Source organism: Rossellomorea vietnamensis NBRC 101237, from assembly GCF_001591825.1.
GTDB lineage: Bacteria > Bacillota > Bacilli > Bacillales > Bacillaceae_B > Rossellomorea > Rossellomorea vietnamensis.
The window spans coordinates 20,506-35,230 of record NZ_BCVQ01000010.1; the positions used below are offsets into that span (position 1 = coordinate 20,506).

12 protein-coding genes are annotated in these 14,725 nt (G+C 45.0%); all 12 read right to left on the minus strand.

The genetic code is table 11. The features are described 5' to 3' along the window. Positions 1–113: 113 nt before the first annotated feature. Positions 114–1,100, minus strand: coding sequence for a signal recognition particle-docking protein FtsY (gene ftsY, locus BVI01S_RS07575; RefSeq protein WP_034755704.1), 987 nt, complete (start codon positions 1,098–1,100; stop codon positions 114–116). Between the two features lie 16 nt (positions 1,101–1,116). Beyond that, complete coding sequence (smc, locus tag BVI01S_RS07580; protein WP_061809810.1) at positions 1,117–4,683, minus strand: chromosome segregation protein SMC; 3,567 nt, start codon at positions 4,681–4,683, stop codon at positions 1,117–1,119. 11 nt (positions 4,684–4,694) lie between these two features. After that, on the minus strand, positions 4,695–5,441 hold the full coding sequence (gene rnc / locus BVI01S_RS07585) for a ribonuclease III (protein ID WP_034755710.1): 747 nt from the start codon (positions 5,439–5,441) through the stop codon (positions 4,695–4,697). A 191-nt stretch (positions 5,442–5,632) separates the two neighbouring features. After that, positions 5,633–5,866 (minus strand): acyl carrier protein, encoded by a 234-nt coding sequence (gene acpP / locus BVI01S_RS07590; protein ID WP_034755712.1) that lies wholly within the window; start codon positions 5,864–5,866, stop codon positions 5,633–5,635. A 94-nt stretch (positions 5,867–5,960) separates the two neighbouring features. Further along, positions 5,961–6,704, minus strand: a complete 744-nt coding sequence (gene fabG, locus BVI01S_RS07595; protein WP_034755715.1) for a 3-oxoacyl-[acyl-carrier-protein] reductase — start codon at positions 6,702–6,704, stop codon at positions 5,961–5,963. Then, on the minus strand, positions 6,705–7,649 hold the full coding sequence (gene fabD, locus BVI01S_RS07600) for an ACP S-malonyltransferase (RefSeq protein WP_034755718.1): 945 nt from the start codon (positions 7,647–7,649) through the stop codon (positions 6,705–6,707). Position 7,650: 1 nt separating this feature from the next. Then, entirely contained in the window at positions 7,651–8,640 is a 990-nt protein-coding gene (gene plsX, locus BVI01S_RS07605; protein WP_034755720.1) for a phosphate acyltransferase PlsX, read from the minus strand. Then, entirely contained in the window at positions 8,641–9,222 is a 582-nt protein-coding gene (gene fapR, locus BVI01S_RS07610) for a transcription factor FapR (protein ID WP_034755723.1), read from the minus strand. A 92-nt stretch (positions 9,223–9,314) separates the two neighbouring features. Next, on the minus strand, positions 9,315–11,366 hold the full coding sequence (gene recG / locus BVI01S_RS07615; RefSeq protein WP_408005901.1) for an ATP-dependent DNA helicase RecG: 2,052 nt from the start codon (positions 11,364–11,366) through the stop codon (positions 9,315–9,317). Continuing rightward, positions 11,353–12,246, minus strand: a complete 894-nt coding sequence (gene sdaAA, locus BVI01S_RS07620; protein WP_034755730.1) for an L-serine ammonia-lyase, iron-sulfur-dependent, subunit alpha — start codon at positions 12,244–12,246, stop codon at positions 11,353–11,355. Before sdaAA ends, recG begins: the two co-directional genes overlap by 14 nt. A 46-nt stretch (positions 12,247–12,292) precedes the next feature. Then, the gene (gene sdaAB, locus BVI01S_RS07625; RefSeq protein ID WP_034755733.1) at positions 12,293–12,955 is read right to left on the minus strand and encodes an L-serine ammonia-lyase, iron-sulfur-dependent subunit beta; all 663 of its coding nucleotides are present in this window, start codon (positions 12,953–12,955) and stop codon (positions 12,293–12,295) included. A 96-nt stretch (positions 12,956–13,051) separates the two neighbouring features. Continuing rightward, positions 13,052–14,716 carry a DAK2 domain-containing protein gene (locus BVI01S_RS07630; RefSeq protein WP_034755735.1) on the minus strand — a complete coding sequence of 555 codons (1,665 nt, stop codon included), beginning with the start codon at positions 14,714–14,716 and terminating at the stop codon, positions 13,052–13,054. Positions 14,717–14,725 lie beyond the last annotated feature (9 nt).

A 14,725-nucleotide genomic window follows, 5' to 3' on the forward strand; every position in this document is an offset into this window, starting at 1 on the left:
ATACAGTGTTTACGGGCGATTGTCAAGGTTAGTAGCGGATTTTTCATAGAGAAAAGTAGAGCAGCCTACCAGACTAAACGAATAGTCTGGCAGGCTCTCTTGTGGATCATGATCTATTCTTCTTCATCAACGAGGGTTGAGAATAAGCCATATACATACTTTTCTGCATCGAACGGTTGGAGGTCATCCATTTTTTCTCCCAGACCCACAAATTTCACGGGGATTTCGAGCTCGTTCCGGATGGCAAGCACGATTCCGCCTTTAGCGGTACCATCAAGCTTCGTCAGGACGATACCTGAGACGTTTGTGGCTTCTTTAAAGGTTTTCGCCTGCACCATGGCATTTTGACCTGTGGTTGCGTCAAGAACGAGTAGTACTTCGTGAGGGGCTCCTGGAATTTCTCGTTCAATGACCCGTTTCACCTTTTCAAGCTCTTTCATCAAATTCACTTTGTTTTGCAATCTTCCTGCCGTATCACAAATGAGTATGTCCGCCTTTTTCGCTTTGGCAGATTGGACGGCATCGAACATCACAGCCGCAGGATCGCTTCCCGCCGCCTGCTTGATGACCGGGACCCCGACACGTTCACCCCATACTTCAAGCTGCTCGATGGCTCCTGCACGGAACGTATCCCCTGCAGCAAGAACCACATTTTTGCCCTGTTCCTTGAACATATGAGCCATTTTCCCGATGGTCGTCGTCTTCCCTACCCCGTTCACACCGACAAATAGTAATACCGTCAGTTGATCGTTTTGGATATTCACGGTACTGTCCTCTTCGCGATCGCCCTGGTAGATCTCAACCAGCTTCTCTGAAATGACGGATTGGACATCTTCCGTATCTTGAATATTCTTTCGCTTCACTTCTAGTTTAAGTTCATCAATGAGTTCCATGACGGTATCAAATCCGACATCCGCTCCGATCAGGATTTCTTCCAGCTCTTCAAAGAATTCTTCATCGACTTTACGGTATCTGGCCACCAGGTCATTCACTTTTGACGTAAAGTTGTTTCTTGTTTTACTTAACCCATCTTTAAATTTCTCAGTGACATTATCACTGGACTGCGTAAATTTATCTTTAAGCTTCTTAAAAAAACTCACTTTTCCACACCCTTATTTAAGTTTCAAGTAGTTCCTTTGTTTCCTGTAGCCTTACTGATACCAGTTTAGACACTCCGGATTCCTGCATCGTGACCCCGTACAATACATGGGCTTCTTCCATGGTACCTTTACGGTGGGTGATGACAATGAATTGTGTTTCATCACTGAATTTCTTTAAATATTGACTGAATCTCTGCACATTCGCTTCGTCCAGGGCCGCTTCCACTTCATCCAGTATACAGAATGGGACAGGGCGGATCTTCAAAATGGAAAACAGCAGGGCAATGGCCGTCAAAGCCCGTTCCCCACCTGACATAAGCCCCAGGTTCTGCAGCTTCTTCCCGGGCGGCTGGGCTACGATATCCACACCAGTATGAAGCAGATCAGACGGATCGGTCAGCTTCAACTCTGCTCTTCCACCGCCGAACAAGGCTTTGAATACACCTTCAAATTCCTCTTGAATACTCGTGAAGGTTTGATCAAAACGTTTGATCATTTCGGTATCCATTTCATTAATGACCAGGTACAGAGTGTCCTTCGCTTCCGTCAGATCATTCTTCTGATCAACCAAGAATTCGTATCTTTCCTTCACTCGTTCATATTCATCGATCGCACCCAGATTGACGGTCCCGAGCTCTTCCAGTGCTAATTTCACAAGTTTCACTTTTTTCCTTGCCTCTTCCACCTCGATGGAGAGGGGGTAGTCCTCTTTTGCCGCTTCAAATGAAAGCATGTATTCATCCCGTAAATGATCAAGACGGTTCTCAAGTTCTACATCAAGACGATTGATTTTCACTTCCTCATCCCGGAGAGCACCGACCAAACCTTTATGAAGACGCTTCAATTCTTTTAACTCCATCTCCTCATCATCGACAATCTGCTGAAGCTTGGAGCGCTCGTCCCTGCGGACAGCAATCAACTTGGACGTTTCTTCCTTTTGCACGGCACACTCGTCTGCTTTTATTCCAAGCTGCTCTTCACCCGAGAAGTTATCCTTCATTTCTGTCTGCAACCATTCCAGGTCTTCCTGGAGACTTATCTTTCGCCTGTTTGTCTCAGCCATCGTATCCTGCACCCGGTTCAGTTGCTGTCGGCTGTTCACCAACTGTTCATTCCGTGCGGCAAGATTCGCTTTAATGTCACTGATTTCATTCAACAAAGCGTCTTTGGACGTCCGTTCACTATTTTTCTGTAGAGTCAGCTCATTGATCTTTTGATCAAGCTGAGTAACCTCATCCCCTATCTTCCTGAGAGAAGCTTCCAATTCTTTTGTTCTGGAATCATGCTTTTCTTTGATTGACGTAAAATCCTTTTTCTCCAGGTCATACAGGGACAGTCTTTCATCCAGGTTCTGCTGGGAAAGTTCAATTTCACGAAGTTGGGAGAAGAGTTCCTGTTCTTTGAGGCGCAATCTCTCCCCCTTCACTCTCAATTCTTCCAGTTTCTTCTCGCGAAAACTGCTTTCTTCTTTAAGAGATTTCACTTGGGATTGAAGCTGTTCTGTCTGAACTTCCATGCTGGAAAGCTTTTCTTTCATCTCTTCCAGCTCCCCTTTTCTTGATAGAAGGGAATTTTTCTTCTGTTTCACCGTACCCCCGGACATGGATCCCCCGGGATTGACAACGTCCCCATCCAGCGTAACCAGTCGATAGCGATATTGAACAAGCTTTGCAATTTCATTCGCACCTTTTAGATCCTTCGTGATGATGACATTTCCCACAAGGCTTGAAATCACCATTTGAAAGCGATCATCAAAATGCAACAGATCCGCTCCCACGCCTACAAAGGAAGGATGCCCTTTCAGCATATTCTTTTGGCTTTCAGGTATGGATTTCCCTTTGATTACATTCATCGGGAGGAACGTGGCACGGCCATATTGATGTTTCTTCAAAAAGGCAATGGCTTTACGGCCATCTTCTTCTGTATCGACTACAATATGCTGCATCGAAGCAGCCAGAGCCGTTTCCATAGCCGTTTCATATGATTTAGGAACCGTTATAAGCTCCGCTACCGCCCCTTGAATACCGGTTAATTGACCCGATCGCTCTTTCAGGACTTCTTTTACCCCCTGGAAGAAACCTGAATAGTCTTCTTCCATTTCTTCGAGCATCTCTTTCCTGGACTTCGCTTGTTGCAGGAATTGGAACGCCTGATAAAGCGTCTTCTCCTGCTTTTCATACTTGGATTTCACGGATTCAAGCTTCTTTTGTTCCTCACGATACAAGAAGATGTGCTCATCGATCTGTTCTTTTTGCCCTTGAAGTTCTTTCGATCGTTCCCTGTGACGCAAGTGCAAGTCTTCACGTTGAGAAACATACTTTTCATTTTCCGCTTCTAATCGACCACTGCGACTGGATTGCTGTTCCAGTTGCTGTTTGAGATACTGAATCTCATTTTTTGCAGAGGCCTGTTGATTAAGCTTTTCAATGTAATCACTTTTATATGATTCAATCACATCTTCAATATTTTCGTTATAGTGCTTGAATTGATTCTGCTTCGTGATAAGGAGTTCTTTTAAACCGGACACTTCAGAATCAATCCTCTTGAAGTCGCGTTGTGCTTTTTCTTTCTCAGAAACTAAACGTTCGATTTGACTTTCAGCTTCTTCAATCGATTGCTTCAACTGTGATTCATTGGTGGACGAATTTTTCTTCCGCTCAACAAGTACTTGCTTCCTACCCTCAAGTTTCTCTAATTCTTCACTTGTAGATAGGAGCACTTCCTGTAAGTTTGAAATCGACTCATCGAGCGCCGCAATTTTATCCCTTGTTTGTGTCAGGATGGCTTCTTTCTTCTGAATTCGGGAAGAAAGGGCCAATTCTTCCTGTCCATGCTGTTCGAATTCTCCACTCAGCTTCTCCCACTGCTTATGTAAGTCCTCAATATCATACACCGTCAAGGCGACTTCGAACTTCTCCAGCTCCTCTTTCTTCTCCAGATAATCACGGGCCATGGAAGCCTGGAGCTTCAGGGGTTCTACCTGTCCTTCCAATTCATGAAGGATGTCATTGACCCGATTAAGATTTTCTTGTGTTTCAAATAGCTTATTTTCAGCTTTTTTCTTCCGTGATTTATACTTCAATACCCCGGCTGCCTCTTCGAAGATGGTTCTTCTTTCTTCCGGCTTACTGTTCAGGATCTCTTCCACTTTGCCCTGACTGATAATCGAGAAAGCTTCTTTTCCTAACCCTGAATCCATAAACAGTTCAATGATATCCTTCAACCTGCACGGCTGTTTATTCAGTAGATATTCACTATCTCCTGAACGGTAGACTCTCCTAGTGACACTAACCTCACTATAATCGATTGGCAGTGCGCCGTCTTCGTTGTCCAAGACAAGGGTCACTTCCGCTATATTGAGGGCTTTCCTTGAATCGCTTCCGGCAAAAATGACGTCTTCCATTTTCGACCCGCGCAGGCTTTTTGCTGATTGTTCACCAAGCACCCACCTGATTGCGTCTATAATATTGCTTTTTCCGCTGCCGTTTGGTCCAACGACAGCCGTGACACCCGGGACAAACTCCACGGATATTCTTTCTGCAAAAGATTTAAACCCCATTACTTCTAGTTGTTTGAGGAACATCTTCTTTCCCCCTATTTCGCGTCCAGCTTTTGTTTTAACTTTTCCAGAGCTTTCTGTGCGGCTTTTTGTTCAGCCTCTTTTTTTGACCGGCCATTTCCAATGCCCAACTCTTCATCATTTAAACTCACCCTTGAAATAAACTGACGATTGTGGGCAGGGCCGCTTTCTTCCAGGATACTATATTCGATCATTCCTGCACTGCCCCTTTGAACCAGCTCTTGTAACTGACTCTTATAATCCATCACATGAGAAAAAGCACCGACATTGATTTTTGGGTAGACCACTTTTTCAAGGACAGAGATGACAGTTTCTAATCCTTGATCCAAGTATACCGCCCCGATAAACGCTTCAAAGACATCGGCGAGTAAAGCCGGTCTCTCACGTCCCCCCGTCATTTCTTCACCTTTACCCAATAGGATGAGTTCACCGAAATTCAGTTCAATTGAGAACTTCACCAGGGAAGGTTCACATACGATTGCCGCCCTTAACTTGGTAAGTTCCCCTTCACTCATCATGGGGTATTTCTTGAAAAGAAATTGAGATACCGTTAATTCCAGAACGGCGTCCCCGAGAAATTCTAAGCGTTCATTATCTTCATATGGTTTTCGACGATGCTCATTCACATAGGATGAATGAGTAAAAGCTTGTTTAAGGAGTTTTTCATCTTTAAATTGAATTCCCATTTGATTTTGAAATGTCTTGAATTTCAAATCATTTTTATGTTTAGATAATCCATTACTTCTGTTTTGCTTCCGCATCAGGCACTCCACCTTGCTAATATGTTCTCATTGTATACTAATCAAGTTTATTCTAAAAAAATCATTTACGCAAAAATTTCTTGAACAATGATGTTAGAACACAAATAAACTTGGTAGGGGTTGAACCCCTACCAAGTTTCAAATGGTTAGAATATAAGATGGGTCACCCATCCCTCTATTCAATCTAACGATTAAGCCTTTGCTTGTATGTAGTTCACAGCATCACCTACTGTGCCGATTTTTTCAGCATCATCGTCAGAAATTTCCATGTCGAATTCATCTTCAAGTTCCATAACCAGCTCAACTACATCAAGGGAGTCAGCTCCTAGATCTTCTTTGAAAGAAGCTTCAAGAGTTACTTGAGATTCATCTACACCTAGACGATCAACGATAATTTTTGTTACACGATCTAATACTTCTGCCATTTTTGTCACCTCCCCTCAAGTATTATAGAGCATTTCCACCTCTAATGAAAAGAGTATACATGAAAACGATGAATAAATTATTTCATTCTTCCCATTACATGACCATTCCGCCGTCAATATGAAGCGTTTGCCCCGTCATATACGATGCGGAATCAGATGCAACAAATGTCACTACTTTCGCAATATCCCCAGGGTTCCCAAAGCGGCTTAAAGGGATTTGTTTTAACATTTCACTACGTACATCTTCAGGAAGCTGATCGGTCATATCCGTCGAGATGAAGCCAGGGGCAACGGCATTCACTGTGATTCCACGAGGAGCAAGTTCTCTCGCTGTCGTTTTCGTCAAACCGATCACACCTGATTTGGCTGCTACATAATTTGCTTGTCCAGGGTTCCCACTCACTCCGACAATGGATGAAATATTGATGATACGACCACTTCTTTGTTTCATCATTTGACGTGTAACGGCCTTCGTACAAAGGAATACACCTTTCAAGTTGATGTTGATGACATCATCCCATTCTGTTTCTTTCATTCTCATCAACAGATTATCTTTGGTGATGCCTGCATTGTTCACAAGGATATCGATGGACCCAAATTCACCGATCGTTTCCTTCACCATTGCCTGAACACCTTCAGCATCCGATACATTACATTGTACGGCGATTGCTTCTCTGCCCAAACTCTTGATTTCATCCACGACTTCATTCGCTTTCGCTTCACTACCTGCGTAATTCACGGCGACATTACAGCCTTGACGGGCAAGTTCAAGAGCGATCTCCCGTCCGATTCCACGGGATGCTCCTGTCACCAGTGCCACTTTACCTTCTAAATTCATTTAAGCTTCCTCCTTCAGCGCTTGAATGGTTTGTTGTAAGGACGCTTCATCTTGAACAGCATATGTCTTCACACGTCTGTTCACTTTTTTCACTAAACCTGAAAGGACTTTACCTGGTCCCACTTCGATGAATGTATCCACACCCAGTTCAAGAAGCTTCTCGACTGTATCTTCCCATTGGACGGGCGAGTATAATTGTTCAATTAATAAACGCTTGATCTCTTCATGTCCTGTTACAGGCTCTGCAGTCACATTCGCAATGACGGGTACGTCTGCGTCTTTGATCGTGATGGAATCAAGGATTGAAACGAACTGCTCGGCAGCAGGTTTCATCAATTGGGAATGGAAAGGCCCGCTAACCTGCAGTGGGATGACCCGCTTCGCTCCGGCTTCCTTCGCTTTCTCTGAAGCGAGCTCCACTCCCTTTACCGTACCTGAAATGACAATCTGACCAGGACAATTCAAGTTCGCGAGTCCAACGGGATGGCCCTCCTCCGTCACAAGGTCTGTCACTTCTTTCAATGGCTCCCGGCCCAAACCAAGGACGGCCGCCATCGTTCCTTCTCCGCTTGGTACTGCTTCTTCCATGAATTCCCCTCTTTTACGAACAGTATACACAGCATCTTCAAATCCGATGGCACCTGCAGCCACCAGGGCAGAATATTCCCCTAAACTGTGACCTGCTGTGTAATCTGCTGTAATCCCCTCGGCTTTCAAACGCTCAAGGATGGCCATGCTTGTCGTCAGGAGAGCCGGCTGAGCGTTCGTTGTCTGGGTAAGCTCTTCCTGGGGACCTTCAAAGATGATCGATGAAATCTTGGTGTCCAATCGTTCATCGGCTTTACTGAAATAGGATTGCACATCAGGATATTGCCCGGCTAATTCTTTCCCCATCCCCACTGTTTGGGAACCTTGACCAGGAAAGATAAACGCGATTTTACTCATATTATTCCACACTCCCCTTAATAGCATCTTTTATCGTATTGGAAACGTCATGCTTCACCATTTCCCTTGCTTGTCTCATGGCATTATACAGGGCCACTTCATTGGAAGAACCATGAGCTTTGATGACCGGTGCCTTCAGGCCGAACAGGCCGGCGCCACCGTACTCTGTATAATCGAGCATATTCTTTAATTGCTTCAGGTCATTCTTCACAAGTCCTGCGGCAAGTTTATTTTTCGTTGAGGACGTGAACGTTTTTTTCAACATGGAGAAGACGGACAGGGCAGTCCCTTCAATCGTCTTCAGTACCATATTCCCTGTAAAGCCATCCGTTACGACAACATCTGCCGGCCCGTCGAGCAGGTCTCTTGACTCTACATTCCCTACAAAATTGATAGGCAGGTTATTTAATAATTGGAACGTTTTCTTTGTTAATTCATTTCCCTTTTTATCTTCCGTGCCAATGTTCAATAAGCCCACACGCGGGTTATTGATCCCTCTTACTTTCTCGGAATAAATGCTTCCCATGACTGCGTATTGTGCAAGATGCTCGGGTTTCGCATCGACATTCGCCCCAAGGTCAAGCATGAGGAATCCTTTACCATCAAGGGTCGGGAGGGTCGGTGCCAAAGCAGGCCGCTCAATCCCATCAATTCTCCCTACAATGAACAAACCCGCCGTCATAAGGGCACCCGTATTTCCTGCTGAAATGCAGGCATCCGCTTCGCCATTTTTCACAGCTTGGGCCATCAGTACCATCGAAGCATTCTTCTTTCGTTTCACCGCTCTGACAGGTTCATCCGTCCCTTCGATCATTTCATCGGTGTGGACGACCGTCAGGCGATCTTCCGGGGTGATATACTGTTTGATCTGCTTTTCATCCCCGTATAAAAGCACTTCAATATCATTGAATTCACGTAATGCCCGCTTCACTCCAAGAACGATTTCTTTCGGGGCGTGGTCTCCGCCCATTGCATCAACGGCTAATTTCATCTACTCTTCATCCTTTACAGATTTTTTAGAGCGATACATTTCAAATTCACCGGTAAACACGAGCTCACCACCGACTAAACTTTGAACTTCTACCGTTGTTCGGTCTTTTTGATCTTTCATATGTATCACTTTCGCTTTCGCCACCACCCGATCCCCTTCCTTTACGGGTCGGGTAAAACGGATGTTTGACTTCGCAGTTAATGCCAAGTCGTCATTTATGACAGCCACTGCAAGCGAATTTGCCTGCGCAAACAAGTGGTGCCCCCTCGCAATTCCATTCCTGATGAACACATGCTCCCGCTTCACATCAAAAATGGATATCGCACTTTGATCCAGCTCTATATCAATAATTTCTCCGATAATCTCTTCAATAGGCAACGATTTCACTTCGTCTTCGAACGATTTCTCTGCCACGTACTTAATTCGTTCACGAAGCTCGGGTATCGATAATTCCATTCGATCCAGCCGGATGGTCTGGACGCTTACACGAAACCGTTCAGCCAATTCTTCATCTGTTATAAAAGGATTCACTTTAATTGTGTCCGTAAGGTTTCCCTGTCTTTCTTTTTTCGAAAGTCTCAATTTTAACACCGTCCAGTATTAGTACTAGGTACTAATAGTAGTATATAATCTAAAAAAGCAGATTGCAAGAAATAATCTCACAATCTGCCTTTCTAGTCCAGCTTTTCACCCTCTAAGATTCCCGATCCGGATAAATACTCCCTGAGCGGTTCAAACTCTGGATCACTCCAGAATTGAGAGGATGCGATCAACGCTTGAGCATCATCTCTTGCTACTTCCAGCGCACGGTAATCATGCACCATATCGGCCACTTTAAACTCCGGCATACCACTCTGCTTTCTGCCGAAGAAATCACCAGGTCCCCTCAGTTCGAGATCTTTTTCACTAAGGACAAAGCCATCATTCGTTTCGGTCATGATCTTCATCCGTTCTTTCCCGACTTCGGTCTTTGGTTCCGCAAGGAGGATACAATACGATTGATGTTCTCCCCGTCCTACCCGTCCTCTCAACTGGTGAAGCTGACTCAAACCGAAACGTTCTGCATCATAGATGAGCATAAATGTCGCATTCGGAACGTTCACACCGACCTCGACAACAGTGGTGGAAACAAGTACTTGAAGTTGGTTCGCACTGAATTCCCTCATGACTCCATCCTTATCCTCAGGATGAAGTCTCCCGTGCATCAGACCGACTTTGTAACGCCCTTCAAAATAGTGGACCAATTGATTATAGACATCAATGGCATTTTGCACATCCAATTTGTCGGATTCCTCGATCAATGGACAAATCACATAAGCCTGGCGTCCCTGGTCTAACTCCTTATCCATAAACGAAAGGACCCTGGATAGCATATCCGCTTTCGCCCAATAGGTTTCTATCGACTTCCTGCCTGCAGGCATTTGATCGATGATACTCACATCCATCTCACCAAATACGGTGATGGCGAGTGTTCTCGGGATCGGAGTCGCTGTCATGAATAACACATCAGGACTTTCCCCTTTTTCCCTGAGGACCCTTCTTTGGTTGACACCAAATCTGTGCTGTTCGTCGGTTACGACGAGGCCCAGATGCTTGAATTCGACTTCTTCCTGTATGAGGGCATGAGTACCAATGAGAATATCAATCTCTCCCTCTTTCAGTTTATCCAATAAAAGACGACGCTTCTTCCCTTTCACAGAGCTGGTTAGAAGGGCAACGGAAAGCCCCATCGGCCCGAGCAGTTCGCTGAGGGAATTCGCATGCTGTTCAGCCAGTATTTCCGTCGGGACCATTAATGCTCCCTGATAACCCGCTGTTACACTTGAATACAGCGCAATGGCGGAAACGACTGTCTTACCGGACCCCACATCCCCTTGGAGAAGGCGATTCATGCGATAGGGAGATTTCATATCTGCTGAAATCTCATTCACCACCCGTTTTTGCGCATCGGTCAATGGGAACGGTAAAGAATCAATGAACGATTTGACTTTTTCCAAATCATAATGTTGAGACATGCCGCTTGAATGCTCACGTTCAAACTTTCTCAGGGCCTGCATCTTCAACTGAAACAACAGAAATTCTTCATAAACAAATCGTCTTCTTGCCTGCTTCATATCTTCGGTGGAATCGGGAAAGTGAAGATGATACAGAGCATCTTTCCGACTTGAAAGCTTATACTTTTCCATTAAATGACCCGGAAGGTTTTCATGGATCAAATGACCGTAATCGCTGAAAGCCTTCTTGATGAATTTCCTGAGTGTATTGTTTTTCACCGAGCCTTTCAAGGAATATACGGGTTCAAAATCCCCCTGTTTATCATGAGGGCCAGACTGAAAATACTGGACCGTAATGATTTGCCTGTTTTTATCCCATTTCCCAGTCACCGTCACCGTATCATGAAGATTGATTTTCTTTTTCAAATAAGGCTGATTAAAAAATACCGCTTGAACCAGATTCCTCCCTACGAGAATCCGCAGGGTCAAACGGGATTTCTTTCTCCCATAAAACATCAGTGCGGGTTCCGAGTGTACCTTCCCCTCCACCGTGACACGTTCATCATGGGCTACTTCTTCCAGGTCCCTCAGACGATAATCCTCATAGCGGTAAGGCAGATATTCCAACAGATCCAGAACGGAATGAATCCCCATTGCATTCAGCTGTAAAGCTGTTTCTTCACCTATCCCCTTAATGTTCTGGATTGTCAGTCCTTCATTATGAGTCTTCACGTTTATTCAGGGAAACCCCAAAGATTTTCGCTTCAAGCTCTCTGCCTGTCGGCGTAGCCGCCAGTCCCCCTTGAGCCGTTTCACGAAGAGCTACCGGCATGGTTTGACCGATCTTGTACATAGCATCGATCACTTCATCACACGGAATACGGCTCGTGATACCCGCAAGGGCCATATCCGCCGCAACCATGGCATTGGCAGCTCCCATGGCATTTCGTTTCACACAAGGTACTTCCACCAGTCCTGCAACAGGATCACATACGAGACCCAGCATGTTCTTCAATGTGATCGCCATGGCTTCTGCTGATTGACCAGGGGTCCCTCCGGCCATCTCCACGATGGCAGCCGCAGCCATCCCGCTTGCAGACCCCACCTCTGCCTGACAGCCGCCAGCAGCACCTGAAATGGATGCGTTATTCGCCACCACGAAACCAAAGGCACCGGATGCAAATAAGAAGCGGATCATCTCATCTTTCGTTGGATTCAACTTATTCTTGACAGCAAACAGCGTTCCGGGAACCACTCCTGCAGATCCCGCGGTAGGAGTTGCACAAATCGTTCCCATTGCCGCATTCACTTCGTTTGTTGCCACGGCTTTACTCACTGCATCCAAAATCGTATCACCACACAGGGAACGACCTGAATCAATGTATTTCTGTAATAATACGGCATCACCGCCAGTAAGTCCTGAATGGGACTTGACCCCTTCGAGACCCCTGGCTACTGCCTGCTCCATCACTTCCAGGTTTTTCTCCATCTGACTATAAACCTGTTCAAACGTCTTTCCCGTAAATTCGATTTCCTGTTCGATCATAATGTCAGAAATTTTCTTGTTCTGACTTTCTGCAAGTTCGACCAATTCTGCAACATTCCGAAACATGTTAACACCCTCCTCTTTATGTAAACGCTACCATTATTGTAATTGATTAATCAGAAATCCGTGTTACTTGTTTAATGTTCGGCAATGATGTCAATTCGTTTATCACCGCTTCATCTATCGGTTGATCGACCTCGATGGTCATCAAAGCCATTTGTCCTTTTTCTTTCCGGGACACATCCATATGGCCGATGTTCAGTTGATGCTTGGCAATGACATTGGACACAGAAGCAATCGCTCCGAACCGGTCATCATGGACGACAAGTATGGCGGGATGATGACCTGAGAGTTTAAGTTCAAAGCCGTTAAGTTCAATGATTTCAACTTTCCCCCCACCGATCGAAATACCGACCAATTCGATTTCACCTTGATCATCTCCCATACGGATGCGGGCTGTATTCGGATGATCCGTGATGGCATCTTCTTCTTGAAATTTAATTTTTATCCCCTTTTTCTTAGCTACATTGATCGATTCGATAATCCGTTCATCATATGTATCATAATCAAGGATTCCGCCTACAATGGCTACGTCTGTTCCATGGCCCTTATATGTTTTTGCAAATGATCCATAAAAGGAGATGGTCGCCCATTTGGGTTCCCGGCGAAACAGGTTTCTCGCTATCCTTCCTATTCTGGCAGCACCAGCCGTATGAGAACTGGAAGGTCCAATCATCACAGGACCGATAATATCAAATACACTTTTGTATTTCATGACTTTTCCCCCTTACCTAACATCCGATTCATACTCCCATTCTAACATAATTGAAGGGGACAAACTCCTTTTAGAGCTGCCCCCTTCCTTTAATCCTTATTCAACTGAGAATATATAGGAGTAAAGTGGTTGTTTACCATTATGAACTTCCACTTCTACATCTTCATAGTGTTGTTCCACATACTCTCTGAGTGACTCAACATCCTCTTCGGTCACATCTTCACCGTATAGAATCGTCAAGATCTCAGAGTCAGCATCAAGCATTGTCTCCAACAGAGTTTGAGCAGACTTTTGACGGTCGGAATCCGAAACGACAATCTTGCCTTCTTCAATTCCCATAAAGTCATCTTTTGAAATCGAAACGCCATCGATGGACGTATCTCTCACAGCAAATGTGACTTGTCCCGTTTTCACCTGTTTCGACGCCTCGGTCATCAACTGTTTATTGTCTTCAACAGATGCTGATGGATTAAAGGCAAGTAACGCAGCCATTCCCTGCGGTACGGTCTTCGTCGGGACAACGGCTACTTCCATTTCAAGAACCTCAGCTGCTTGTTCGGCAGCCATGATGATGTTCTTGTTATTCGGCATGATGATGACTTTCTTCGCATTCACTTCTTCTACAGCTTTCACGATATCCTCCGTACTCGGATTCATCGTCTGACCGCCTTCGATCACAGAAGTTGCGCCGATGCTCTTAAATAATTCGGCAATCCCTTCACCCATAGATACAGTCACGATGGCAAAGTCGACTTCCTTGACCGGAGTAGGGGCTTCTGCTACAGCAGGCTTGGATTCTCCTACAATGGTGCTGTGCTGCTGTCTCATGTTTTCAATTTTAATATTGATGAGACTTCCGTATTGATGTCCATACGTCAATACATCCCCCGGCTGTTCGGAGTGGATATGTACTTTGGCTAATTCATCGTCACTGATGACAAGCAATGAATCACCGAACTTGCTTAAATCCTGGCGAAAGTCTTCTTCCACAAATGACTGCTTATCATTTTCGAATCGGACCATGAATTCTGTACAATATCCAAATTCAATATCTTCTGTACTCATGAAATCCTGTGCAGCCTTATGATGCTCTGCACTCACAAGATCATTCATGGATGGCAGTGACGCCTGATCTGAAACTTTTTCCCCTTTTAGTTCAGCAAGGAACCCTTCATACACGAACAGAAGTCCCTGACCTCCACTATCGACTACTCCCACTTCCTTCAATACAGGAAGTAAATCAGGTGTACGATTCAATGAAGCCTGCGCTTCGTCGACAATTGCCTGCATAAGCTTTACGAAATCACTTTCAGTCTCAGCTACAGAAACACCTTTTCTCGCAGCTTCTTTCGCAACTGTTAGAATCGTTCCTTCCACAGGTTTCATCACCGCTTTATAAGCCGTTTCCACACCTGTTTGAAGTGCATTGGCAAACTCTGCACCGGATAAGGATTCTTTCCCTTCAATCGCCTTACCAAAGCCTCTGAACAATTGGGATAAGATAACACCTGAGTTACCTCTTGCCCCCATTAATAACCCTTTTGAAAGGGCAGTAGCCACATTTCCAATATGACCTTGAATATGGTTTTGAACTTCCTTTGCACCGGAAGTCATTGATAAATTCATATTTGTTCCAGTATCACCATCAGGAACAGGAAAAACGTTCAGCGCGTCAACCAGCTGCGCATTGGCAGATAATTTGGTGGCACCTTGTATCACCATCTGGGCAAAACGTTTTCCTTCCAAAGATGTAATCGACACGAATCTTCC

Coding starts and splice junctions, on each gene's coding strand:
- fabG (WP_034755715.1), bottom strand. CDS start 6,704: ATGAATTTAGAAGGTAAAGTGGCACTGGTGACAGGAGCATCCCGTGGA.
- rnc (WP_034755710.1), bottom strand. CDS start 5,441: ATGCGGAAGCAAAACAGAAGTAATGGATTATCTAAACATAAAAATGAT.
- fabD (WP_034755718.1), bottom strand. CDS start 7,649: ATGAGTAAAATCGCGTTTATCTTTCCTGGTCAAGGTTCCCAAACAGTG.
- plsX (WP_034755720.1), bottom strand. CDS start 8,640: ATGAAATTAGCCGTTGATGCAATGGGCGGAGACCACGCCCCGAAAGAA.
- sdaAA (WP_034755730.1), bottom strand. CDS start 12,246: ATGTTTCGGAATGTTGCAGAATTGGTCGAACTTGCAGAAAGTCAGAAC.
- sdaAB (WP_034755733.1), bottom strand. CDS start 12,955: ATGAAATACAAAAGTGTATTTGATATTATCGGTCCTGTGATGATTGGA.
- acpP (WP_034755712.1), bottom strand. CDS start 5,866: ATGGCAGAAGTATTAGATCGTGTAACAAAAATTATCGTTGATCGTCTA.
- smc (WP_061809810.1), bottom strand. CDS start 4,683: ATGTTCCTCAAACAACTAGAAGTAATGGGGTTTAAATCTTTTGCAGAA.